This is a genomic window from Nitrosopumilus sp., from assembly GCA_029862745.1.
GTDB lineage: Archaea > Thermoproteota > Nitrososphaeria > Nitrososphaerales > Nitrosopumilaceae > Nitrosopumilus.
Window position 1 is genome coordinate 224,526 of the sequence record JAOTWS010000001.1, and the last position, 25,482, is coordinate 250,007.

Annotated in this window: 28 protein-coding genes; 10 read left to right on the top strand and 18 right to left on the bottom strand. The window is 31.9% G+C overall.

Annotated features, from left to right (window positions below; all coding sequences use genetic code 11):
* Positions 1–168: 168 nt before the first annotated feature.
* The 5 genes from OEM44_01405 to OEM44_01425 form a co-directional block, all read right to left on the bottom strand.
* Positions 169–405 carry a hypothetical protein gene (locus OEM44_01405; protein ID MDH3515458.1) on the bottom strand — a complete coding sequence of 79 codons (237 nt, stop codon included), beginning with the start codon at positions 403–405 and terminating at the stop codon, positions 169–171.
* 687 nt (positions 406–1,092) lie between these two features.
* Positions 1,093–1,281 carry a hypothetical protein gene (locus OEM44_01410; protein MDH3515459.1) on the bottom strand — a complete coding sequence of 63 codons (189 nt, stop codon included), beginning with the start codon at positions 1,279–1,281 and terminating at the stop codon, positions 1,093–1,095.
* Positions 1,282–1,738: 457 nt separating this feature from the next.
* Positions 1,739–2,491, bottom strand: a complete 753-nt coding sequence (locus OEM44_01415; protein MDH3515460.1) for a TMCO4 family protein — start codon at positions 2,489–2,491, stop codon at positions 1,739–1,741.
* A gap of 2 nt (positions 2,492–2,493) precedes the next feature.
* Positions 2,494–4,149, bottom strand: coding sequence for a methionine--tRNA ligase (gene metG / locus OEM44_01420; GenBank protein MDH3515461.1), 1,656 nt, complete (start codon positions 4,147–4,149; stop codon positions 2,494–2,496).
* 38 nt (positions 4,150–4,187) lie between these two features.
* Complete coding sequence (locus OEM44_01425) at positions 4,188–5,429, bottom strand: adenosylhomocysteinase (GenBank protein ID MDH3515462.1); 1,242 nt, start codon at positions 5,427–5,429, stop codon at positions 4,188–4,190.
* Positions 5,430–5,504: 75 nt separating this feature from the next.
* Between OEM44_01425 and OEM44_01430 the strand changes: the two genes are divergently transcribed.
* The 4 genes from OEM44_01430 (at position 5,505) to OEM44_01445 (ending at position 8,781) form a co-directional block, all read left to right on the top strand.
* Positions 5,505–5,807: a Rieske 2Fe-2S domain-containing protein gene (locus tag OEM44_01430; protein ID MDH3515463.1), complete on the top strand. Its 303-nt coding sequence runs from the start codon at positions 5,505–5,507 to the stop codon at positions 5,805–5,807.
* Between the two features lie 231 nt (positions 5,808–6,038).
* Positions 6,039–6,827 carry an NAD+ synthase gene (locus tag OEM44_01435; protein ID MDH3515464.1) on the top strand — a complete coding sequence of 263 codons (789 nt, stop codon included), beginning with the start codon at positions 6,039–6,041 and terminating at the stop codon, positions 6,825–6,827.
* A gap of 1 nt (position 6,828) precedes the next feature.
* The gene (gene cysS / locus OEM44_01440; GenBank protein MDH3515465.1) at positions 6,829–8,214 is read left to right on the top strand and encodes a cysteine--tRNA ligase; all 1,386 of its coding nucleotides are present in this window, start codon (positions 6,829–6,831) and stop codon (positions 8,212–8,214) included.
* 282 nt (positions 8,215–8,496) lie between these two features.
* Positions 8,497–8,781 (top strand): hypothetical protein, encoded by a 285-nt coding sequence (locus OEM44_01445; GenBank protein ID MDH3515466.1) that lies wholly within the window; start codon positions 8,497–8,499, stop codon positions 8,779–8,781.
* A gap of 2 nt (positions 8,782–8,783) precedes the next feature.
* Here the strand turns inward: OEM44_01445 and OEM44_01450 are convergent, their stop codons facing one another.
* From OEM44_01450 to OEM44_01465, 4 genes are all read right to left on the bottom strand, one after another.
* The gene (locus OEM44_01450) at positions 8,784–9,608 is read right to left on the bottom strand and encodes a mechanosensitive ion channel family protein (protein ID MDH3515467.1); all 825 of its coding nucleotides are present in this window, start codon (positions 9,606–9,608) and stop codon (positions 8,784–8,786) included.
* A complete protein-coding gene (locus OEM44_01455) occupies positions 9,608–10,363 on the bottom strand; it encodes a DUF432 domain-containing protein (GenBank protein MDH3515468.1) in 756 nt (251 codons plus the stop codon). Before OEM44_01455 ends, OEM44_01450 begins: the two co-directional genes overlap by 1 nt.
* Before the next feature lie 83 nt (positions 10,364–10,446).
* Complete coding sequence (locus tag OEM44_01460) at positions 10,447–11,775, bottom strand: hypothetical protein (GenBank protein ID MDH3515469.1); 1,329 nt, start codon at positions 11,773–11,775, stop codon at positions 10,447–10,449.
* Between the two features lie 117 nt (positions 11,776–11,892).
* Positions 11,893–12,795, bottom strand: coding sequence for a peptidase (locus tag OEM44_01465; protein MDH3515470.1), 903 nt, complete (start codon positions 12,793–12,795; stop codon positions 11,893–11,895).
* Positions 12,796–12,945: 150 nt separating this feature from the next.
* Between OEM44_01465 and OEM44_01470 the strand changes: the two genes are divergently transcribed.
* Positions 12,946–13,491, top strand: coding sequence for a YbgA family protein (locus OEM44_01470; protein ID MDH3515471.1), 546 nt, complete (start codon positions 12,946–12,948; stop codon positions 13,489–13,491).
* 85 nt (positions 13,492–13,576) lie between these two features.
* Here the strand turns inward: OEM44_01470 and OEM44_01475 are convergent, their stop codons facing one another.
* Complete coding sequence (locus OEM44_01475; GenBank protein MDH3515472.1) at positions 13,577–14,734, bottom strand: hypothetical protein; 1,158 nt, start codon at positions 14,732–14,734, stop codon at positions 13,577–13,579.
* 99 nt (positions 14,735–14,833) lie between these two features.
* On the opposite strand from OEM44_01475, the gene OEM44_01480 reads away from it, so the two are divergent.
* Complete coding sequence (locus tag OEM44_01480) at positions 14,834–15,754, top strand: cobalamin-binding protein (GenBank protein ID MDH3515473.1); 921 nt, start codon at positions 14,834–14,836, stop codon at positions 15,752–15,754.
* A gap of 178 nt (positions 15,755–15,932) precedes the next feature.
* Here the strand turns inward: OEM44_01480 and OEM44_01485 are convergent, their stop codons facing one another.
* Positions 15,933–17,309, bottom strand: coding sequence for an NAD(P)H-binding protein (locus OEM44_01485; GenBank protein ID MDH3515474.1), 1,377 nt, complete (start codon positions 17,307–17,309; stop codon positions 15,933–15,935).
* Between the two features lie 444 nt (positions 17,310–17,753).
* Between OEM44_01485 and OEM44_01490 the strand changes: the two genes are divergently transcribed.
* A complete protein-coding gene (locus OEM44_01490) occupies positions 17,754–18,608 on the top strand; it encodes a cobalamin B12-binding domain-containing protein (protein ID MDH3515475.1) in 855 nt (284 codons plus the stop codon).
* On the opposite strand, the gene OEM44_01495 is transcribed toward OEM44_01490, so the two are convergent.
* Genes OEM44_01495 through OEM44_01505 form a run of 3 tightly spaced genes read right to left on the bottom strand, consistent with a single transcriptional unit; the run spans position 18,603 to position 20,798 of the window.
* Entirely contained in the window at positions 18,603–19,949 is a 1,347-nt protein-coding gene (locus OEM44_01495) for an FAD-dependent oxidoreductase (GenBank protein MDH3515476.1), read from the bottom strand. The two genes, OEM44_01490 and OEM44_01495, sit on opposite strands and share 6 nt — an antisense overlap.
* Positions 19,950–20,007: 58 nt before the next feature.
* Positions 20,008–20,457 carry a hypothetical protein gene (locus OEM44_01500; protein ID MDH3515477.1) on the bottom strand — a complete coding sequence of 150 codons (450 nt, stop codon included), beginning with the start codon at positions 20,455–20,457 and terminating at the stop codon, positions 20,008–20,010.
* On the bottom strand, positions 20,454–20,798 hold the full coding sequence (locus OEM44_01505; GenBank protein MDH3515478.1) for a hypothetical protein: 345 nt from the start codon (positions 20,796–20,798) through the stop codon (positions 20,454–20,456). Before OEM44_01505 ends, OEM44_01500 begins: the two co-directional genes overlap by 4 nt.
* A 166-nt stretch (positions 20,799–20,964) precedes the next feature.
* Here OEM44_01505 and OEM44_01510 point away from each other — a divergent pair, with 166 nt between their 5' ends.
* Complete coding sequence (locus tag OEM44_01510; GenBank protein MDH3515479.1) at positions 20,965–21,162, top strand: hypothetical protein; 198 nt, start codon at positions 20,965–20,967, stop codon at positions 21,160–21,162.
* A 178-nt stretch (positions 21,163–21,340) separates the two neighbouring features.
* Here the strand turns inward: OEM44_01510 and OEM44_01515 are convergent, their stop codons facing one another.
* The 3 genes from OEM44_01515 to OEM44_01525 are packed head-to-tail and all read right to left on the bottom strand — an operon-like array spanning position 21,341 to position 23,362.
* The gene (locus tag OEM44_01515; GenBank protein ID MDH3515480.1) at positions 21,341–22,552 is read right to left on the bottom strand and encodes a redox-regulated ATPase YchF; all 1,212 of its coding nucleotides are present in this window, start codon (positions 22,550–22,552) and stop codon (positions 21,341–21,343) included.
* A 34-nt stretch (positions 22,553–22,586) separates the two neighbouring features.
* A complete protein-coding gene (locus OEM44_01520; GenBank protein MDH3515481.1) occupies positions 22,587–22,952 on the bottom strand; it encodes a hypothetical protein in 366 nt (121 codons plus the stop codon).
* Positions 22,949–23,362: a CoA-binding protein gene (locus tag OEM44_01525; protein MDH3515482.1), complete on the bottom strand. Its 414-nt coding sequence runs from the start codon at positions 23,360–23,362 to the stop codon at positions 22,949–22,951. The genes OEM44_01520 and OEM44_01525 overlap by 4 nt, the downstream gene beginning before the upstream one ends.
* A gap of 85 nt (positions 23,363–23,447) precedes the next feature.
* On the opposite strand from OEM44_01525, the gene OEM44_01530 reads away from it, so the two are divergent.
* The gene (locus tag OEM44_01530) at positions 23,448–23,954 is read left to right on the top strand and encodes a hypothetical protein (protein MDH3515483.1); all 507 of its coding nucleotides are present in this window, start codon (positions 23,448–23,450) and stop codon (positions 23,952–23,954) included.
* Between the two features lie 36 nt (positions 23,955–23,990).
* Complete coding sequence (locus OEM44_01535; GenBank protein MDH3515484.1) at positions 23,991–24,998, top strand: biotin--[acetyl-CoA-carboxylase] ligase; 1,008 nt, start codon at positions 23,991–23,993, stop codon at positions 24,996–24,998.
* Positions 24,999–25,000: 2 nt separating this feature from the next.
* Here OEM44_01535 and OEM44_01540 read toward each other — a convergent pair whose 3' ends face one another.
* Entirely contained in the window at positions 25,001–25,348 is a 348-nt protein-coding gene (locus tag OEM44_01540) for a hypothetical protein (GenBank protein MDH3515485.1), read from the bottom strand.
* Between the last annotated feature and the right edge of the window lie 134 nt (positions 25,349–25,482).

A 25,482-nucleotide genomic window follows, 5' to 3' on the forward strand; every position in this document is an offset into this window, starting at 1 on the left:
ACACTGCATACAATTAGTTTCCTATGTATATTTTCTAGATTTGAAAATGCATGTTTTGATACTCATTAATACTACCAATCAACAAAAACCACATACAAAAGACAAATACTCAAAAAAGCATTACTGAAAAAAATACATGATATTACGATTAACCTATAGCCTCAAAGATTATTTATCAAAGTCAGATTTGTTGAACTTTAACATGTGATCTTTTATCGTTATTTTAGATCCTTTTTTCATATAGTATGGCACCTTTTTGTCTGAAAACAATCTGACGTTTACTTTTGCATTATCTTCTATGGCTTGATAAACATCCACGTCAGAATCCTTCTCGCTGATTTGTTTCCATGTGTCTTCTAATTCACAGTAAACAAAATTGATGTATGTGTTAGTTGGATTAGCCATAATCACCTGAATTTTACACTTGTTTTTTAATGTTAAGCAAAATATCTTTTTTGATATTAATGGTTGTAATCATATTGAAACAACACTTTACAGAAAATCTACTTTGAACATCCCAAGTCATAATGATTGCGAGCAAAATTCGAGTGTTGATTTTCTTTTAGAAAGTCAAATTTAATTCGCTTCAAGTGAATCAAAGGCTCTGTGCCAACAGTTGAGGGCTAACAATTAATTTCCCTTGAGGGAAATCTAGAACCGTCCGTTAGGACATGAGGACTTTGAAGAATTATCTCAGGAATTACACATCAAACAATCTAATCATCATCTAGATTCCAAAAATCTTCTGGACTGAATGATTTTTTTGTTTTTATCACATTTGCTTCATCATATTATGTAATCGTATTATTGAGCGGTCTAAGGTTGTATTGCACATCATCTTTACTGTTAAAGAAAATTATAATTTATCATGGAAAATGTTTTATTCGTTTGATGTAACTATAGGATATTGATTGTAGATGTCTGAAATGTTTCCATATTATTTGAGTGTTCTGTTTTATTAATACAATTTTCATTTCTTGTATAATACTCAGATAAATTATTGTTAAGATAATCTTCTGCTAGTTTGTGGACAAGTGTCCCAATGTATGTTGCACGTTTTGTTATTATACCTGCTTGTGCTTCTCCTATTCTTTATCTCCATTCTTGTAAGCCTTTTTTCTTTTCTTCGGGTATTGTAGCTGACAACATTGCAGTTACAGATGGATAGATGTATCCATTTGGTGTAGAATAGAAATGCTTACCATCTTTTTCTATCAGTATGGCTTTCTTTGATTGTGGAATTCTATTACCAATCCAGGTGAATCTCTTTTGGGATGTCATGATGTGACCCCTATGTTTCGATTCGAATGCAGTCGAAACCATCGAAACCCAAAAAAGTTATCATATTTTGCTTGGATTACACCAAAGGAGTTCATTTTACCCTCCTTTTTTGGTACCAGTTTCGATTAATTCTGGAATATCTCTTTCTATTTTCTCTCTGAATTCTTGAAACGTTATGTGTGGATTATCATTATCATAAATTCTAGTTATTTTTCCAAATTCTATCGAAGCTTGTCCAAGCCTTGCCAGGCACGTCCATATATAAACAAAATTAGTTCTAGCATGGATACTTCGATAGATCCTCGATCTCTACAGAGTCATCTAAAATATGCAGATGGTATAGTATAGATTTTCCATGTGAAAGATCAGACATCCTAAATATCACAATAAATTACTAATTTAACTCCATATTAAAGATTGACTAATTAATCATACCACACACAGAATAATTGTAATTCTACGAAAATGAGTTTAAAACTGTAATATAACTTGCGAATCGATGATTTTCAGGTTTTACTAGCTTTTGATGATATTTTGAAACAGGTTTCCCAATTGCCCCATTAAGACCAAGAGGTCCTTTTACATATTTTTTATCGTCAGCCCAAGCCAGTACCTCATCAGTTGGCGCATAATAGTTTACAATTTTTTTTTCAATAATATTTTGAATTATTTTCCCATATTTTTTTGAGGATGGAACATCTCCAGTAATTGACGCGCCAAAAAGATATGCACTATCAATAATGCCATAATTTTGTTTCTTTTTTGCAAGATATTCAAGAGTGCTCAAAATCACCTGAGATCCTAAAGAATGACCCATCAGTTTAATCTTGGTTTTGGGACTGGTTGATTTGAAATCCTCTATAAATTTTCCAAGATTTCGCCCATTTTTCTTTGCAATAACTTGGCCTGCTGCAAGTGACCGTTTTGCATATTTGATCAAATGTGCACCAGTAGTGTTTGAATCATAACTAAATCCAATTACAGGATAAACATATTCTAATTTACGGAGTCGATTTTTTGCAAGCAAAACTTTGGCTATAGCTCCAGCATTATTGTTTCTTAATCCATGTATCATTATAGTGAATTCTCTTGATCCTAACAAATTTTTAAAATCTTTTTTAGGGTATAGATAATATGGATTAGTCTTTATCGTCTTTCCAGTAGTTAGATCATAATATCCCCTAGTAGAAATTCGTGGAACAGGTTTCATAATTATTTAGAGGGTCCAAGATTCTTTTTGTGATTTTCTATATCAGATGTTTCAACTTTTGTAAACAGAGGCGAAGAATTACCTAAAACATGGCCAGGTAGAATATTCAATTCAGAAATATCATTCCAAGAAAAATCTGTGACATTTCCATCCAAGCCAAGCTGAGTCCAGATTTTTTGAGATGATTCAGGCAAGAATGGAAATATAGCAATAGCCATGCTCTTTGCAGCATTAACTGAAAGAAATACACAGTTTTTGGTCCCAGGACCCAATTTCCAAGGTTCTTTGTGCTGAAAATATTGATTAAAAAATGATGAAAAATCCATAATTTTTTTCAAAGCTCGGTCAAGATGATTACTTTCTAAAAGAGAGCCGACTTCACTTGAGAAATTTTTAATTTTTTCCTCTGCCTCTGAATCTTTCTCATCAAAGGATTCGATTTCTGGAACTTTCCCATCAAAGGATTTGTTAGTAAACCCAAGAGCTCTATTAACAAAGTTTCCAAGATTTCCAATCAATTCAGAATTAATTCTTGTAGTAAAATCATCCCAATCAAAATTCAAATCATCTTGAGAATACGGATTGATTGATACAAGATAAAATCTAAGATAGTCTGCAGGATAGTATTCTAAGAATTGTTTTAACCCAATGTACCAATTTCGACTTTTTGAGATTTTCTTTCCTTGTAGTGTTAGATGACCTCGCGTTGGAATATAGTCAGGTAACTTGTATTCACTGTTAATACCTAATCGCATCGCAGGCAAGAAAAGATAATGGTGATATACAATGTCTTTTCCAATAAAGTGATAAATGTCAGCAGAGTTCCAAAACTCTTTACCATCAACTCCCTTATCGCCAAGAAATTTTAAAGCAGTTGAAATGTATGCCAGATGGTTATCAAACCAACCATAGAATACTTTGTCATTTGCATCAGCAAGGGGAACAGGAACACCCCAAGAAATATCACGTGTTATGTCCCAATCAATCAAACCAGATTTAATCCAATTCTGAACATATTTCTTTACATCTTTTTGAAGATGTTCATTTTCATCTAACCATTTTGATAACGAATCTCTAAAATTTGTTAGTCTAAAAAAGTAATGTGTAGTTTTTTCTTTAGTTGGAGGCTGGTCACAAAGGGCACATTTAGGATCAGTTATCTCGTCAGGAACACGTCCGCAACTTTCACATAAATCAGAGTATTGATCTTCTGCCTTACAGTAAGGACAGACACCTTTAACATATCGATCAGGTAAAAATTTCTTATCCACATTACAATAAAATTGAATAATTTCTTTCTCATAGATATGTCCTGAATCATTTAGTTTTTTGAATACATCTTGGACAAAGGCAATATTTTCAGAAGAGCTAGTTTTGTAAAAATAATCAAAATGGATATTGAATGCAGAAAAATCTTCATAGTCACGTTTATTCCAATAAGCCACATATTCAGCAGGAGTTTTTCCTTCTTTTTCAGATTGAATCAGAATCGGCGTACCAAAGTCATCAGATGCACAAACGTAGTAAGCCTCAACACCATTTAGTTTTAAAAACCTGGTAGTTACATCGGCAGGAAGATAAGTTGATGCAACATGTCCTAAATGAATTTCGCCATTTGCATAAGGTAATGCACTTGTGATAATAGCTTTTTTGTTCATTAGATATTACCAATTACACGATGTTAAGGTTAAGAAGTTTACCAGCTATTGGCATATTTTACTTGTTCAGAATTGAGTTTGTCTATTTTGACATTCATTGCCTTTAGTGCATCAACTGCCACTTGTTTATCTATTTCTTCAGGTACATTGATAATTTTGTTTTCCATGTTCTTGTGATTTTTAAGGATATACAAAACAGAAAGAATTTGATTTGAAAAAGATTGTGCCATTACTTCCGGTGGATGTCCTTCAGCTGCAACCAAGTTTGCAAGTCTACCCTGTCCAATCAGATAGACTACTTTCCCATTCTTCAAGACACATTCATCAAGATTTGGCCTTACTTCTTTAACAGATTTTGATGACTTGAGCAAAAACTTACTATCAATCTCTACATCAAAATGACCTACATTACCCATGATTGCACCATTTTTCATTTGTAAGATGTGTTCTTTTCTAATAACACTAGTCATTCCAGTACATGTTACAAACATGTCACCAATCTTGGCAGCTTGGGACATTTGCATTACTTCAAATCCATCCATATGAGCTTCAAGTGCTTTTATTGGATCAATCTCAGTAACAATAACTTTAGACCCCATCCCATGGAATCTAGATGCAACACCACGTCCAACCCAACCATATCCAACCACCACAACACGTTTTGATGCCATAAGAAGGTTCATTCCACGAAGATAACCATCAATGGTACTTTGTCCAGTCCCATATCTATTATCAAACATGTGTTTTGTGTATGCTTCATTAACTAAGATTACAGGATAGCGAAGTTTACCTTGATTTTCTACAGCTCTAATTCTAGTTACACCTGCAGTTGTTTCCTCAGTTGCACCTAAAATATTCATAGTGTTAAATCTCTTATCAAAGTGAGCCTTGATATTCATATCAGCCCCATCATCAGTTAAGATAGTTGGCTTATGTTGTAGTACCTGATCAATACACCAATCATATTCTTTGACGGATTGACCATGCCAAGCATATACATGGATTCCCTGTGATGCCAAAAATGCAGCAATATTATCCTGAGTAGTCAATGGGTTTCCACCACAGCATGCAACAGTTGCCCCTAATTCTTTAGCACCCATTAATAAAACAGATGTCTCTTTTGTAATATGTAAACAGAAACCAAGAGTGACACCTTTGAGTGGTTTTGATTTTTTAAAGCGATTAATTGTGTTATCAAGAATTTGCATATGAGATCTAGCCCAGTGATAAGATATCTTTCCTTCTTGAACTAATTTTGAACTAGTTTTTACTTTACTCAATAATGTTCACCTCAAATTATACTATAAAATTCTATCATGCGAATGTAAATAAATAACAAACATATCAGAAAAATATTGACTTGGAAGAAAATTGCAGATAAAGGAGCAGTTGCTGCCGGAAAGGGCAAAGCCTTCAAAATAGATGGAAAACAAATTGCAATTTTCAATCAAGACGGATATCATGCGATAGATGATCTTTGTGTTCATCAAGATGGATCAATTGCACCAGGAAAACTAGAAGGAGACATTGTAGAATGTCCTTTACATTTTTGGCATTATAATATCAAGACTGGGAAATTAACAGACTATCTCAAGGATGTGAAACTTGAAACATACCCAGTAGAGTCAAGAGATGACGGTCTTTACGTAGATATCTAATACTAGAAAAAATAAGTTTTACAAGTAATACTGTATTTTTTGTAGTTATTGAAAATTAAATACACGTAGCGTTACAATTAATTCTCTCTTGTGCTAAATATGAGTTATGATATATATTGATAATCTGCAGTAATATCAAAAAATAGTATCTTCAATAGCAGATGTTCAAAATAAACTAATTCATAATTAACAAGCATAAGTTTTATTCATACATATTTCAAAAAGTTATTGTTGAATCAAGATATTATCAATGAGATCATTAATCAAGATTATTCAAAAATCATTGAAAATATTGAGAAATTTGTTTCTGAGCAGATTGATAAAAATAATGCAGAGGGAGTAATATTAGGATTAAGTGGCGGAGTAGATTCTGCAGTTTTAGCATATATCTGTAAAAGAAAACTAAAAGAAAAAACATTGGCAATAATCATGCCAGACACATCAATAACACCTAACGCAGAAACAGAAGATGCGCTAAAAATGATTGCACTGACTGGAATAGAGTATAAGTTGATCGACATCAAGCCAATCATAAAAGAATACACAATGTATCTAGAACCAAATAAAAAAGCTAGAGGAAATCTCCGTGCAAGAGTTAGAACAAACATTCTGTATTATTATGCCAACATCAAAAATTATCTTGTTTTAGGATCAAGTGATAAAAGTGAGTATTTGATTGGGTATTTTACAAAATTTGGAGATGGTGCATCAGACATCACACCAATTATATCATTATACAAACTGCAAGTAAGGGAAATTGCAAAACATCTAGGAGTGCCAGAGAATGTAATTTCAAAGAAGAGCAGCCCACATTTATGGGAAGACCACAAAGCAGAAAAAGAGATAGGTATTTCATACGAGGAAATAGATTCCATTTTGCATTGTATGTTTGAAAAAAAATTATCAATTTCAGAAATAGAAAAAATTACAGGAATTGACAAAAACATGATTAAAAAAGTTGAAAGGTTAAACATGAACAGCAAACATAAAAGAACAACAATACCAAAACCTGAGATTTGAAATGAAACTTCAAGACACACTGTCAAATTTAGAGCAGACATTAGATATTTCAAAAAAAGTGAAAATTTACCTTTGCGGAGTTACAGTATATGATGAATCACACATAGGACATGCAAGAACAATTATAGTTTTTGATGTTTTAAGAAAATATCTTGAGAGTAAGGGAATAGAGATAGAATTTATTCAAAATTTTACGGACGTTGATGATAAAATAATTAATCGTGCAAATGCAGAGAAAACAACTGCAGATAACATTAGTGCAAGATACATTGAAAATTATTTTACAGATTTTGATGGATTAAATGTAAAAAGAGCAACAAACTATCCCAAAGCAACAGAACACATAAAAGACATTATCAAATTTATTGAAAAATTAATTAAAAAAGAAATTGCATACACATCAAAAAATGGAGTGTATTTTGAAGTGTCCAAATTTCCGGAATATGGGAAACTATCTAAAAAGAAAATAGATGAACTTCAATCAGGGTCAAGAATAGAAATTGATGAAGCAAAAAGGAGTCCATTAGATTTTGCAGTATGGAAGTTTTCAGATATAGAGCCAGTATGGGATAGTCCATGGGGAAAAGGGAGACCAGGATGGCACATTGAATGCTCTGCAATGAGCATAAAATATCTTGGCCATAATTTTGACATACATGGCGGAGGGAGAGACCTAATCTTTCCGCATCACGAGAATGAAATTGCACAATCAGAATCATGTACAGGAAGTCAGTTTGCCAAAGTTTGGATGCATATAGGAATGGTTACAATAAATGGTGAAAAAATGTCAAAATCCACAGGAAATGTGAAATCAGTTAAACAGATGTTAGAAAATTGGGGATCAAATGTAATTAGATTATTTTGCTTATCAGGACATTATTCTAAACCAATTGATTACTCTGAAGAATTGCTAAAAGAGAATCTTATAAAATGGAGACAAGTTGAAACATGTTATTACGAATTAATCCATGCAGATACCAAGAGTTATGAAAATATTAATGAGATTGTCAACAAAATAGGCAAGGAATTTGACAATGCATTAGAAGATGATTTTAATTCACATCTTGCATTATCTGCATTCTTTCAATTAATCAAAGAAGGAAATAGATTGGCAGCTGAGGAAAAAATAAGCAGAAAAGATGCTGAAAACATCAAAGCAGAAATGCAGAGGATGATGATGATTTTAGGGTTAGCCATTCCGAAAATAACTGAAAATGAAAAACAGGAAATTGACGAGATGGTTAGAAATAGAGAAAGGTTAAGAAAAGAAAAAAAGTTTGAGGAGGCAGATAAAATAAGAGACAAGTTAAATGAAATCGGTGTAGAGATAATTGATCATAAAACAAGTACAGTGTGGATGAAAAAAGAAAATATCAAAAAACAATAAATTAAAAATCTTTTACAGTGATTGTTTTAAAATGGATAAAAAAATTCAAATTAAAAAATTAATAAACAGATATTCCTATACAGGTGTTCACATAAATAGAATATACTTGCTAAAGATTCTAGATCAAACAAGACAAGAAAAATATCCAGAAACATATTCATATAAAATAATTCAGCATAATACGCATGAGTCTAAAGTCATTAACATTTTTTAATTAGTCCAGTCTAATTAGTTACATCTAATTTTCATCGCCTTTAATAGATACAAGTAATAAAATTAATCATGAATGCTTGGACTAGGTTTTGGAATTGGTATGAAAATAAGATATTAGGCAGTGTGATTCTCATTGCAATAATACAATTCATTCAAGTCCCACATATGGTATGGAACGCAGACATTATGCTAGAAGCAGGGATTGTATCAAGAGTTCATCCAGTGATAGATTGGTTCTTGTATGGAGTAGACCTAATTGAAATTATTTCCATTATTAATGTTGGAATGATAATGTTTGCATTAATTAAGAAAAGAAGGATGAATAAAAAACAATCAAATATTATTGAAAAATAATTCTATTCCTTTGCTTGCCATATAACACGCTGTGGGAATGGGATTTCAATTCCAGCATCATCAAGAGCATTTTTAGCAACTTTAAGCAATTTTGGGCCTACTTGATCCCAATCATCTCTAGGATGCCACACCAGAATTTCTATATTTATACTAGAATCTGCAAGTTCCTTAATGCGAAACTCAGGTTTTGGTAGAGTCAAAACAAACTCCATTGATTTACGAATTTGTTTTTCAATTACAGATGTGGCCCCATCAATATCTTCTTTATAGGCTATTCCAACAATGGCCTCAGATCTCCTAACAGGAGTAGAAGATAGTGAACGAATGTTTGATGTAAAAAATGATTCATTAGGAACACGGATGATGGTACCGTCAAATCTCCTAACACGCACAGAAAATGTGCTAATATCCAGCAATGTGCCAGTAACATCAGATCCTGGAATTTCAATTTTATCACCTTGTTTTACAGGTTTTTCTATCATCAAGAAAATGCCTGAAATTAAATTTGAGACAACAGATTGCGTTGCAAAACCAATTACAATTCCAAAGATTCCACCAGCTACAAGTAATCCTGAAAAATCAACACCGGTAGTTGATGTGAAAACTAAAAACGATAAAATAATTATTCCAAAATAAATTAGCTTACTAAAGTTTTTGGCAGTATCTTGAGGAAGTTTAGGAGCATAATATTTTGAAAATAAAAGGCGTACTGTTCTTGCAAGAATAATACCCACACCGACTATAATTCCACCAGTAAGCAGAGAAAGAGCAGTCAAACCTCCTGTGATTTCAATCTCCGATAAACTTTGTAGAAATTCAAATACCATCAGTCAACACCCATATCCATGTGTCTTATACTTTCAGATACCTCATACGCTGGAGATTTAGCCCAATCAGTTTTAATTGGATTTGCATCTATATCAATAACTTCAAGAGTTAGTTTTTTCCTAAGTGTTGCAACCAATGAATCAATTATTGATTTAGAATTTTTATAATACAAGGAATTACCAGTGATCGGAAAAACAATTTTAGAAATGGTAAAACCCTTATTCAATTGATTTTTGATGTCAATTTTTAAAACGGCATTGTAAAAAGGGATGGAATCTTCATACGATTCAACTATTTCAGAATTTGTGTATTTGCAAAGAGTTCCAGATTCCGGAGGACCATATAAACAAAATCTAGAGTTTATAGGATCACAAATAAACCAATCAAGAGAATCTTTATACCCTCCATGAACTAAAAACACCCCAATCTCTATTGGGCATCTAACATATACTGTGGCAGCCGAACCTTCAGATAGAAAAACAGGTGTTTCAAAATCCAGATAGACATGACTAGTTCTAGGAGCAGGATGGTTTAATGGGCGAATTGGGCATAATTCAAGTGTCAAGTCTGAAGATATGCTTGGAATTATTTTTTTGATTATTTTATTCTCAGCATCTTTTCGAATGTAAGAAAAAACATGCTTTCCTATTCTTTCAATCTTAATTTCAATATTAGGAAAAGTAAATTCAAAATTTTCACTAATTGTGTAAATCCCGTAATTAGATAATACAGATTCAGAATTTTTATCGCTCAACTAGGATTAACATCAAATCCCAAGATTTAATTCCTCTCATTAAGAGTTGAACATGACCTGTGTTTTAATAAAAAAAGAATCTGCTATTCCAGTTCTAAAAGAATATTTGCACTTCCAAAATCTTCGTTAATTCTAAAATAATATGTTTTTGAAGAATCATATTCAAATTTTGTTCCACCGTAACCAATATTTGGACCAAAAAGAATGTTGAATTCTCTTGTGTCACCTGGATTCAGAACAATTTCTCCACTAGTAAAGTCCATTCCAGAATATTTGAATGCCTTTGAGCCATCCCATATATCATAACTGCATATAGAAGGACTTGTACAATGCATTGCAGTGATCTCAGAACTTGTGTTCTCAGCTAACATTCGAATGGATAATATAGCTTGTCCAGTTGGACTGATTACAAATTCATTTCCTTCAGAGCCAATTCCAAACCAATAATAGGTAATTGGTCCAATTTCAAATCTTTCAGCATTTGCTTTATGCTTGTATAATGTAATTGCTTTTTTGATGGGTTTTTCACAATCAATTCTTTTGTAGCTTACTTTGATTTCAGAGCATTTTTCTAGTTCTGCTTCAAGTGCTGCCAATTCAGTATCAGTACTTTTTGGTGCTTCAGATGTCATTTGAGGGGTTTGAGAAGTTGCAGAAACTGAGATTAATCCAATTTTAATCATATGTTGGATACCATTTACAAATTCACCATCAGTGATAGTTCCATCTGCCCACCAACCAGCATTAGTTTTTACCCAAGCTGGAACACCATCATCTGATGATTCAGAAGATACAGCTGTAGAAGGAACTACAATGATGTCGTTTGTAATCAAAAATTCAATACCAGACAAGAATTCAGATTCAGAGATTGTTCCATCTGCCCACCAACCAGCATTAGTTTTTACCCAAGCTGGAACTTCATTTTGAGCAGAGGTCATATGGCGCATCATGGGATCAATACTGTTTAGAACATCATCCATGTTTTTTCCAGAAATTTTTACAACTGCCCCAGAAACAATTTCAGTGGTACCACCATGTGGTAAAGTAGAATCAACATATTTTGCATACAAAATATCACCAGGGGCGGATATTAGTCTATTTTTTGTTGGATCTCCAGAATCTGCAACATAAACACTACCTTTGAAAATCCCACTATACACACCTGTCTCCACAACTAGAATTTCCAAACCAGCAGGGGATGTATCAGACCAAACAGTTATTGTAAATTTATCTGCAAAGTTTGGATATTCTTTTTTATTCATATCATTGTCTTTGACATAAATATCAGCAAAGGAGTTAATTGAAACAATCTCTTTATCCCAATAAATTATTCCAGTATTAGATGATTCTGCAAATACCATGGGTGTACCCATAAGAATTAATGAAAAAGCAATCACCATCCATTTATTCATCATGATGCTTTATCATTGCAAATATTTAAGGTCATAATTATTTTAGACTAGTGGCAAAAAACAATTATTTGAGATTAAGATGGATGTAAGTGTTTTTGTTAAAAATAAAAAAAGGGTTTATCCCAAATTTAATGGGATAGAAATGCTACCAAAAGATTCACTTCCTCTAAAGTAGTAATCTTTTTCAGGATCATATTCAAATGTAGTTCCCCCGCCACCAATATTTGGTCCAAAGAACATATTGAACATTTCAGTTTCTCCAGGTTTTATTATAATCTGACCATTGGTGAAATCCATTCCTGAATATTTGAAATCCTCAACACCATTTGTGACATCATAGTTACATATAGCAGGTCCCGTACAAAACAGCGCCTCAGTTTGAGAACCAGTATTTTCAACTAAGATTCTGAGTCGGAGCATTGCTTGACCAGAGGATGTAATTTCAAAGCTGTTTCCTTCAGTTCCAAAACCAGGCCAATAGAAAGTAACAGGTCCAGCTTGATGAGGTTCTGAAAGCAGTTTGAAATTATATGCAGTGATTTCATGTTTTGCAGATCTTTCACAGTTGAGTCTATCATATGCTTTTTTGATTTCAGAGCATTTTTCTAGTTCTGCTTCAAGTGCTGCCAATTCAGTATCAGTACTTTTTGGTGCTTCAGATGTCATTTGAGGGGTTTGAGAAGTTGCAGAAACTGAGATTAATCCAATTTTAATCATATGTTGGATACCATTTACAAATTCACCATCAGTGATAGTTCCATCTGCCCACCAACCAGCATTAGTTTTTACCCAAGCTGGAACACCATCATCTGATGATTCAGAAGATACAGCTGTAGAAGGAACTACAATGATGTCGTTTGTAATCAAAAATTCAATACCAGACAAGAATTCAGATTCAGAGATTGTTCCATCTGCCCACCAACCAGCATTAGTTTTTACCCAAGCTGGAACTTCTGCATAAACAGATGCAGTAGAGGCCAATAGAAGTATTGCGGCAATTGCAGTTATTATGATTTTCATTGTTATATTTATTCAGAAAGGATATTTAAGATAGTGCTAAAATGAGTTCTAGTGCTAAAATGATAAAATCAAAATTAAAATGACAAAATCTAGTGGTAATGTGAAATAGCGTTGTTTCTCTTTATATGGAAATGAAGAACAACTTGAAAGGTGAATGAGATTCAAAAATCCACAAGTGAAAAAATAAAAAAAATATCAGAAAGAGAGGTTAAAGAATTTGTGTTACAAAGATTTGAGGATGTAAAAAAAAGTAATAAAATAAAAGATTTGATTTCGTTTCAAGCAATGAACAAGTACATGGTGATGGCACATAATCAAAATGAGTTAAAGGTTTTAGGCAATATCGTAGCAAGCAACAAAAAAAATCCATTTTCAGAAATACTTGCCGAATATGAAAAACATCTAAAAGCGGCACTAAATAGCGAGCCTACAATAAAAAAACATAGTAATGTGATAATGCATATCTTTGGATTTTTTTCTAAAAACTTTAGTCAGTTAGAAAAAGAACAGTTTTTTAATTTGTTAAATCAATTTCAGGAAGAGCAGATCACTATAGGGAGTATTTTATCAGAGATAAATCCAATAATTTACAGATTCAACAACACATATCTTGCTAGCCAAACATATTTTCTTTTATATTCGGATCCAGATACGGGAAACATATTCCAATTTTTAAGAAAAGGTAATTCAGAATAAGAGAATATTTGAGAGAAAATTTAGAATAAAGCAATAAAAATATTCAAATCAAAAATTAAATAGATTTTCGGATATATCATATACTTTAAAAAAAATCAGAAAGTATTTTCTGCTGTATTAATTTTGAAATATTTCCATGTATGAGCCACTCAGTTTTACTTATACTAGTTCTATTTGATGCCAAAAGAATTGCATCATCAAAATTATCAGCAATGGCGGGATTTTGATTCATGACCTCACGAATGCCTTCACGGACTTGCCATACACCTACAGGAATCGCATATTCAGGTCTGATTTCACGTAAAATAACGACTCCAGCCTGAATTTTCATTTTGGATAAATATTCTAATACACCCAATTTGGCTGCAAAATAGGCTCCAGCTATTGCCGGAGAATGATCAATTCCACGTGCATCCTCAAAATCAGAGCCAAATCCCAAAACACTATCAGAATACCAAGCCTCAATCATTTCATACATCCATCTGTGCGGAAATAAAACAACAATGAAAATATTACCTAAATGCTCATAAAAAAAAACCCTGCAAGAATCAATTAAACCATAATCTAAAATCTCACTTACAAGAGATTTTGAAATAATATCATCAGTGGCAGTTATACTCCATTTAGTTGGAACAAGTTTTCTTTTTTTTCCCAACATACCAATACTAAAACATTTTTGAATTTTTGAAATTTCAATTCCAGAATCATACAAACTCAGAATTGCATCTTCTGCTTTCAAGTCTTTATCATAGAATATTTTTTCAATTGATTTATTAGAATTAGAACTAAAGAACTTTGCAGATCTTATTTCTCCAATAGGACCAAAAGGGGCACTTTCACCATCAAGTAAAACATTAGATGATGTTGATTTTGAAAATATTATATCAGTATCAGTAGGCTTAGAAGACATTGTTACCTCTTGAAGATCTTCTATATACCTACCATCTGTTTGATCAATTGAGATTTTTTGTATTCCACGAACTAAATTTAATCTAAAATTAACAATTTCTTCCAAAGATTTTCCTTTCCACTTTTCAGGACTATCAAACAGACTTGTGTCACCATGAATTGGAGGAAGCATTGGACCAACAAAGACTTTTGGGTAGTTATGTGAACCCACGAAGACAGATGGCGGACTGGTTCCACTAATAGAATCAGAAGAAAATAAATTTCCATATTTTGAGAGAGTTTCATGCCACTTGGATAAAATTGCACGTCGAATATCTTGAGACTCAGAAGACAACGTAAATTGTGCCTAAAATTACCCTATTAAGTTGCCTAATTAACAAAATTGACAGATTGTAAACGTATGATGTTTAAAGGATATTTGCAAATATAATATATGGTAGTTAAAAGAATTGTTTCTTTTCTGCCAAGTGCAACTGAGCTATTGTATGAATTTGGAGTACAAGATCTGTTATACGGGGTTACACATGAATGCAAATATCCACCAGATGCAAATTTAAAATTAAAAGTTATCAGTTCAGTGATTAAATCAGACAAACTATCAAGTCAAGAGATCGATATGATGACTTGCCAGTTACTAAAAGAAGGAACAGATATTTTCATTTTAGATGAAAAAAATCTAAAAGATGCAAATCCAGATTTGATCATAACACAAGAAACTTGTGAAGTTTGCGCTGCATATACAAACCAAGTAAGTAAAGCGATAAAAATTCTTGAAAAAAAACCAACTCTGGTTTCAATGGATCCACATAACCTGTATGAAATTATTAACTCAGTTAAAGAATTAGGAAAAATATTAGAAAAAGAATCAAGAGCAAAAGAAATCATAGATTCGCTTGAGAAAAGAATTCAAAACATACAGAAAAAATCTACAGGTAAAAAGCCAAAAGTTCTTGCAATTGAATGGATTGATCCATTTTTTACTGCAGGTCATTGGATTCCAGAGATGATAGATATTGCAGGAGGAACTAACATGATCAGTAAAATTGGAGAGCGTTCCAGAAGATTAAGTTTTAAAGAGATTAACCAAGCTGATCCAGATATAATTATCATGATGCCATGTGGATTTGATATCAGACGTACAGTTTTTGAATACAATAAAATATTAAAAGAAAATGATAATTGGAAATCGTTAAAAGCTGTTAAAAATAAACAGGTTTTTGGAGTTGATGCAAATTCATTTTTCAGCAAGCCAAGCATTAGAACGATAGACGGATTAGAGATATTAGCAAAAATAATTCAACCAGATACATTCCAGAATCTAAAAATAAAAGAAAATGCATATTTTGCAATATAATTAACATGAACTAAAATAGATCATAACACATACTAATATATGAAAAAATTAAATTTAATTCCTAGTGAGTTTATAAAAAATCTAGATATTGAAGAGTTATTAGAAATAAAAAAATATTGTTATGTTTGAATTAAAGATAAAAAAATATTGTTATGTTTGAATTAAAGATAAAAAAATATCAAATAGGTTTCCCCTTGTATTGATAATCAACTACTTTGTGGAATAAATTGTGAGAAGTAATCACAGTTATGGATGCAGTTACAATACCAATGAAATTTCGAAGAGTCATTAATTCACTAGGTAGATTAGCTATCAATGATGTTTGAAAAATTACATGAAAATTATCAAATAACCAAAATGCCAATGTAACCCAAGATAACACACCAGCTAAAAGATAACCTAAACGCGCCTTACTACGAATAAAAATTATTGCCATAATGATTACAACGTACCAAATAAATGATCCTAGCAACCACAGTGGTTGGTATACTTCAGGTCTATCATCTAACCAATAATAAGAAGTGCCAATTATAGCCAATGCAAAAAGAGATATCTGAATAGCCTTTTGGTTAATTTTAAAACCAGTTTTTTCTTCTTTCATCTCAGACGGAGTAGGAGATGACATCATTTCTTTAGTAGCAATGTCAATGGATTCACGGACAGACTTTAATCTCAATGGAATGATTTTTGTAATTTCATTATTTGTTACAACGGTATCATGTACAAGACTATCAATCAGAGGTCTTGCAAGAGATGCCTTTACAGGAGTAATCAAATCAACCCAATAAGAAGAAAGACGAGTGGTCAGAAATGGGATTTGCAAGACAAACAAATTTTTATTTAAATATGCAGAATAAACACGCATTAGTTCTTCATAGGTCATTCTATCAGGACCACCAATTTCAAATATTTTTCCTAGGGTTTCAGGTTTTTTAAGACATTCAGATAAATAATAAATTACATCATCAACTGCGATAGGTTGTGCAATAGATTTTACCCATGATGGACACACCATAATACGCAATCGTTCAACAAGATAACGAAGCATGGCATAAGATCCTCCCTGAGCACCTATAATCAAGGATGCACGTAATTCAGTAACAGGGATGTTTTTAGAGGCAAGTATTTCTCCGACTTCCTTACGACTTTTCATATGAGGAGATAATTCTAAACTATCATTAACCAAACCCCCAAGATAGATGATTCTCTTCACACCAGATTTTGTTGCAGCTTTGAGAAAATTTTGAGCTTGAATCTTTTCTCTAGATGCAAATTCTTTCCATTCTGATTTACTGCCCTCCATAGAATGAAGTAAATAATATGCAACCTCAATACCATTCATTGCATTAGTGAGTTGATCAATATCAAAAACATCAGCTTGAACATATTTCACATTTTTAGTGTCAGGTATTTTTTTTCTACTCAACCCCGTAACAGTGTAACCAGATTCAGATAGTAATGAAATCAATCGAGAACCAATGAAACCAGTAGCGCCAGTTACCAGAATAGAAAAAGGTGACGATTGAATAAAGGAATCACTAGTATTTTTTTCCATTTTTACCTTAATTCTCCCAACTGCTTAACTCTCTCACGCTTCACGTAGAGTACAAACCAAATTGTAAAACAACCTGAATCCAACCAAAGATATGCACCAACATCTAATGCACCACTACTAGAACTGTCAATTCGCTGTATAATCAAAGAATCTCCTCAATTACCAACAGAGTAAAAACTACAGATAAAAGTTGGTCATCCAATAATTCTACACCACTTCACATCTAGTCTTGAAAACAACTCATCTGTGAATACGCTATTGCTTTTCATAATTGAAGTTTTTGATCAAGTTATTTAAAACTAGTGTTAATTTTTTATTCTAGTGGTAAAATGTTCTTTCATGGTTAAATGTAGGACAAAAGTGAATAAAATAAATAAAATTAAGTATTGGCACTATAAACATTTTTTAACACTAGTTATATAAGAAATACAATAATAACGAATAATGGTCTACATTAGAGCTAAGAAAGTTAAGTCTGATCAGTACCTCTATTTGGTTAAAAGTATATGGGATTCCAAAAAAAGTACATCAAAACAAGAAATTATCAAATATCTTGGAAAAGCATCCGAAGTAATCAAGGATGACATACCGATAGATTATAGAAATGATCCTAAAGTATTATCAGTATTAGCATCATATAATCCAAAAGACATCAAAAAAAGAGAAGATGTAACTAAGAAATCAAAACAAGAATTATACAAGAAACTGACAGATGGTAGTATTGAACATTGTATTAAAATTTATGAAGAATATATCAAAATTTTTAATGAATCAGACTTTTTTGATAAAATTTTAAGACCTGTAATGTATAAGATTGGAGATGATTGGGCAAGTAGTAAAATAAGTATTGCAACAGAACACGTAGCAAGCAACATAGCCCAAACACTAGTCAAAATAATAATGGATCGAGTTTCAGGTTTAAAAAATAAAAAAAGAATTCTAATTTGTGTTCCTTTAGGAGAAGAACACAATTTAGGCTGTGATGTATTAGAGACATATCTATCAATTAAAGGGTTTAAAGTATACAATATTGGCACATCAATTCCAACTGAATCGATCTTGAGTTTTATTCAGAATGAAAAGCCAGAAATTATTCTAATTTCAATTACACTAGAAGATAATATTAGTGCAGGACAAAGACTAGTAAAAAAAATTAAAGAGCAACATAAGATCCCAGTACTGATTGGAGGGCATGCTATACAAACACAGAAAACCCCTAAATTTGAAGGAGATGTCATTTATGATGTGCGACTAGAAGAAATACCAAAAATACTAAGAAAATACAATTCAAAATCATAAAGATTCCAAAAATGATTCAATTTTTGGTAAACACAAAATGGAGCTATGAGCAGCAGAGTCAGTACCTATCCCATAGCTAATTGTAGAATCACCTACAAAAAAAAGTCCCTTTATACCTGGAATTTCATGAGGCATCTTAGATTTCCACACTAATCCAGGCTCCTTTGCAACAGATTCAACAAGTTTCCAGGCCATTGGTCTTTCCCATATTAATGAGGAATCAAACTGTGGATAAATTGACGAGATTTCCATTTTCATGGTTTCAACGATTTCTTTTATTTTTTTTTGATCATCTGTAACAGATGGGGAGACTGGAGTACCTGCAATCATTAAATGTTCTCCAGGGGGAGAAACAGCAGGAGTGATATTTGAGATAAAAAAGATTCCCTTAGTAACATAATTATCACCAACAGGAAATACAACTTGTCGTGTATCAATTTTCGAGTTTAACGCAAAATGAACTTCAACCACAGATGTTTTCTTATTTAACCGATTTATTTTTGCAAGAAATTTGTTGTTCACAATACCATCATCAAATAACTGATTTAATGCAATGTATGCAGGGTAAGACACCACTACACAACTTGAAGCAATAAATTCATCTTTTCCAATGCTGTTACGTATAATGATTCCAACAACCTTGGAATTTTCTATTATAATTTTTTTTACAGAAACATTAAGGTCTATTTGACATTGGTTTTGCATCACATAATTAGCCAATACTTGTGTGATTGAATCATAACCACCATCAGTAGGATATGCAAATTCGCTAGTACCGCCTCTAAAGGGATTTGCGCGAATTATAGTTCTAGTAAATTCACCTAAAGAGATATGATCAGCAGTATCTGCAAATGCGAGCATGCAAACAGCTTCAAAGAATGCATTAGTTTCTGGATCTAATTTTTGAGTAACTCCAGTTAATGATTTGTCATCCCAAGATTCAGTTTTTTTTATGGATGTGAATGCCATTGGAAGTAGAATTTTAAGAAGTTGGATTCTACTTTTAAAAGGAATCAAAGAGAGACGTAGTAAATCACCCATACCTTTAGGATATTTATGAAATCCAGATTTTGAATGAAATGCAATGTCATCCACCTTTGATAAATTCAATCTAGATTCAATCCCAATGGATTTAAAAATACTAAAAATTGCTGATTTTTTATAAAAAGGCATTATGTGAAAACCATTATCCAAAATATGATTCCTAAATTTCATAGATGTTGTTCTGCCCCCTATCTGAGCACACTTTTCAAGTATTTTTGGATGATATCCATGATTGGCAAGAAGTGCGCCAGCTGTTAATCCGCCTACACCAGCACCAATAATTATAATTTGAGACACAAAGAGTTTTAGAAATTTTTATATTTATAATAGTGCCAAAATAATTTCATAGTGCTAATTATTTTGATAGATTAGATTGAAGATAATTTTCGGCGCAAATAACAAACTTCTCCATAACAGAATTCATTTTTTTAATAATCAGAAATTTCAAAAATGGAATAAATTTTAAAATTCCATTTAGTTTTAAATATATTGAGATGTCAATATCAGTACCAAAAGATGAAGGGGTATATTTTTCAGAAAAAACTGTTCCCTTTAATAGACCGTTCAAAATAAACACCTGATGAGTATTTGGATGAGCAATAACATGTTTTGTTTTAATATCATGATGGAAACCAAGAAAGTTAATAGATTCTAGAACAAGTTTTTCAGAAGTAGTGTCATCAAGAATTTCTAGAGATTTAAAATATTCAGGCATCACATTATGAAAGTTTGATACATCAGTACTAATTTGAAAGAGAGTATCTCTTGGCAGCATACTTTGATTATGAAGATAAAAATGACTCATGCTAATTCACACATTTTAACATAATCAAACAAATTTGATTTGGTTATTACTATATCAGGATAATGATTCTTCATTTGAGCATAAACTTTTGCTAGAGATAATTTAACCGCATCTGTTTTTTCTGGATCAGTTTGAGGGAGCAATCTAATGGTAGTTTTTTTGTCATTAGTCATAATCTGAATAAAATATTCCTGATGTTTATCATCAATTACAATAGTTGGTAATATTGCAATACTACCACTCTTTTCGACATAAATTGTTGGGATTTTTATCAAAGGAGATTTTTGAAATATTGGAGTAAAAAGTTCAGAGAAATTAAAAAGATCAATTCGCCTATCCAAGACAATATGAGGCATTATGTCATATCATATGATAATTGGTTATTTATCTAATCATCTAGAATTAAACTAGTGCCAATATTAGCAATTAGATGTGAATTTTAGGCTATGTTTAGCACTAGATTAGAGAATTTCTAGACCTTAAATAATTTGTTGTTCAAAATAGAATATGACAACTGAATTAGTCCATCAAAAAATTTGTTATAGTTATACGATTATTACAGATGTCTACACGGAAAAAATTACATTTAGTTTCAGTTCAGTTTTTTCTAAGAGATCTGTTGATTCAGGTGTAGAGACATTAGTTACCATCAGAGATAGGATTAAGTGGATAAAACAAAAAGTTGGAGGTGAAATCAGTGGGTAGAACATGTAGAGGGATTTGTCAGATGCACAAAGCAGAGCCTGTTTCAAATAAAATAAGGTATGAAATTGGTCAAAAAAGATGTACATTTTGCGGCATATTTTTGTCATCAAATGATACAAGATGTATTTGTTGTAAGGCAGTATTAAGAACAAAACCTCGAAGTAAAAAAAAGGACTGATTATTTTTTGACAGCACTTACCAGAGATATCACATCTCTATCTCTTAGCTGATAATCAATAGGTAATCTTAGCCCATATCTCAGATCTTTTGCATAAAGTAGACCTTTAGTTAAATCGGTATGAATTTCTTTTGCTAGATCATTTATTGTTGCACCATTTTTTAATAAAATTAAATCAGGTAAGATTCTTCCTTTCTTATCAGAGAGAGATTTTTCATCTGCTACAGGATAAATGGAGTTCATTTTTAGTAATTTGAAAACAGCTACATTAATTGCAAATTGAACGCCCGTTCTCATATATTCACCCATTATACTTTTTTTGATAAAATTAAGCGCATTAGTTTGTTTTTCATTTAATTCATGAGCTTTGATAATTTCAAATTCTTCTGAACCAGGGGAATATTTTATCAATCCTTTTTGCTCTGCACGTCTAAGAACAAATTCACTATCACCACTTACAGGGATTACTATTGAATCATTATATCTTTCTCGCAGTCTATCAAAATTTTTATCAGCACCTTCAACATCAACTTTGTTTGCAACAATTAAAGTGGGTTTTGAAATCTTTCTAAGATAGGATGCAAATTTTTTAGTATCCGCCATATCAAATTTATCGAATGTTTTTTCCTCAAGGCCTGTTGCTAATAGAGTTTCTTTAACATGAGCCTTGTTCACCCCAATCCCGTGATAGAGATCAGTTATAGCATCTAAAATATTAGAGCCAGATCTTATTAGTTTTGAAATTTTATCTCTGTTGCCTTCCAAAATTTTATGATACCACATAATGAGTTCTTCTTCAATATCTGCAAAATCAGAGACAGGATCTCCAGCATCAACTTCTGTGATTTGTCCAGTTGAGTCAATTCCTCCAGATGCATCAACTACATGAAGTAGTGCATCAGATTGTGCGGCAATTGATAAAAACTGGTTTCCAAGCCCTTTACCCTTCCATGCATCTTTGATAAGGCCAGGTAAGTCAATTAACTCAATTGGAATATAGCGCCAGCCATCAAGACATTTAGAGTTATTTGGATTGTCTTGAATTTTAAATTCAGGATGAACACAAAGAGTAATTGCATGTGCCACACCAGATACTGGTTTCTTAGTAGTAAAAGGATATGATGAGATCTCCTCAGAAGAAAGAGTAGCAGAATTAAAAAAAGTAGTCTTGCCAGTATTGGTTTTGCCGATTAAACCAATCTTGATAGGCATACAGAAATTAGTATCTGAGAATATTTATCTCTGTCTAGAAATTTGAAGAATTTTTTGTTTTTATTTTTTCAAGAGTTTGATTAATTTCTTTTAACGACCAATCAATATCAACCAAATCATCCTCAGTTAGTTGTCCTGTCCATTTTTCTAATACGCTATTTGTAATTTCAGCACAATTGTAAATCAGATTCCAATATGGATGGTGTTCGGCAGTGGTGTATGCAAGTTCAGTTACATCATTTAGACCATTTTGTGCCTTGGCCAAAGAGGTTAGATTTTCACCAAATATTTTCACAATGTTGTTTTCTAGATCCTTTTCTACTCTTAGAGGAGTGTTCAAAGACTTGTATTTTTCTAGTAATTCAAGTAAATCATGATAAAAATTTTCAAAGAGAGTCATTTTGACAGCCTCTGATGTTCAGCAAACATACATCTGTTGAAAACTACCTCAATTCCCTCTTTTCTTGCTAAATCTTCAGCTTCTAAATTATGGATTCCTTCTTGTAACCAAATTACTTTAGGCTTTTTCTTTATTGCATCCAAGATAAAGGGTAAGATTTGTTCAGAAGGTCTAAACACATTAACAATGTCAACGTCACTATCTATTTCTGAAACAAAGGCATAACATTTTTTGTCCAAAATTCGTTCACTGTTAGGATTTACGGGGATTACATTATAGCCATGATCTAAAAGATATTTTGGTACATAGTGTGCGGCTTTTGAAGGATTTTTTGACATTCCCACTACAGCCACATTATTTAATGAAAGGATACTACGAATTTGTTCATCAGTGTGGGAATCTTGTTCCATAAAAAATATTCAATCAAGAAGAATATAATTTTTGAATTGATCTAGATAAACAAAGAATTTTTTAGTCTCTATACAAACAAAAGTCATGAATGCAGAACCAAAATATCTCATAGTATTAGGTACAATAAAGAATGGAATTAAGAAATTTGATAAAATTCAAAAAATCACACAGATTGAATCTGAGGAGTTAGATTCAATTTTAGAAAAATTAGAAGAAAAAGAGTTCATCCAAGTGAGAGAAAGAAAAGGATGGCTTGGAACCAAAATCGAAATAACCCCTACAGATAAGGGGTTAAAAGAAGTAGATGAAAGAGTTCATGAATTACAAGACAGATGGAATCAAATGTCATTGATATACAAAACAGGAGACAAGGAAAAGCTAAAACAAGAGATGGATGATAATAAGTCATTATTACCAACCATGATGTTTTTTGGAATAATGGATATGATGATGTTCTCAATGATGTTCAGCATGATGGGAATGGCAATGTCTGAATACGTTCCGGCAGATAACATACCAGATACAGGTGAAGGGAGTTTTGATGATTCAAGTATGGACGATGGTGGATTTGATATAGATATTGGATTCTAGTGTGTGTTTTATACTTGAAGTTCAGACCACACATAGTTGAAGTACAATTCTTTTGATAAACCAGGATTGCTAAAAGTCCTCACATTTTTGCAAACCCACAATACAGAATATCTATCAGGTCAAGATTTGAGTGATGTGTTAAAGATCAGCAGAGTTGCAGTATGGAAACATATCAAAAAAATTCGAGAATTTGGATATATAGTGGAATCAAGACAAAAATTAGGTTACAAACTTTTAGCAAATTCAGAATTACTTTTGCCATGGGAAATTACATCAAATCTAAAAACCAAAATAATTGGGAGACGGGTATATTATTTTGACTCTATAGATTCTACTCAAAACCAGGCACTGAAAATAGCATCAGATCCTATAAACAATGGGGCAGTAATAATAGCATCAAAACAGACAGGAGGAAAAGGTAGATCAGGAAGAAGATGGATTTCGCCAAAAGGCGGTATTTGGACTTCCATCATATTACAACCAAAATTTGACATATCAATTATAACATTATTTCCAATTGCATCATCATTAGCATTATCAATTGCAATAGAAAAAATATTTTCAGTAACACCTGAATTGAAATGGCCAAATGATTTAACAATTAACGGGAAGAAAATAGCTGGAATACTAGTAGATGCATCATTAGAATCAAATAAAATTGAGAGTTTAGTGTTAGGAGTTGGAATAAATTTTAATGTTAATGTAAAAGAAATCGAAAAAACACTTAAACAAACACCGAATTTTTATGGAGTTGCATCACTAAGTGAACAAAAAATAGATGTCAAGCCAATTCAATTAGTTAAAATATTTTTGGAAGAATTAGAAATATTATATAATGAACTTAATGCAAAACAAATTAAGAAAATTATTTCGGAGTGGTCAAAAAGATCATCAACTATTGGAAAGAATGTGGAGTTAAATACAGAAGATATAAAAATTAAAGGAAAAGCTATTAGAATAGACGAAGATGGTGCATTAGTAGTTTTAGATAACGATAAAATGCACAGAATAATCGCGGGCGATATAATTCATTTACCAAAATAAGGTTATTTTTTAATATTTTTTTGTTTTTTTGTTTTTAATAATTTTTTTGATTGAGAGTTAATCATTGATGATTGTTCTTTCAGAATATCTTTTAGTTCGTTTTGTATATCAAATACCGTCTCTAATAATTCCTCCAAAGCCACTGAATATTGCTCATAGGCATATAGGAGTTCAGTTTTCTTGTCATTTGTTTTGGATAGATATTCGTTTAAATGCAAAAAATTTGCAGATTCAATTAATTCTGGAATTTTAGAGGGAGGGTTATCTAATTGATCTAATTCAAATTTAATTCTCTGGATTTTTTTACGTAGGCCATAAATTATTTCCCCAGTACCAATTTTTGTCAACATATAACCACATAATCATAACAAATTAAAGATTTTCATAATAAAGATAGGCAAGATGAAACAAAATCAAACACAGATTTGGCATAAGCTAGAAACAGACTAAACAAAAAAATACAATTACGATATTTTATTTGTTT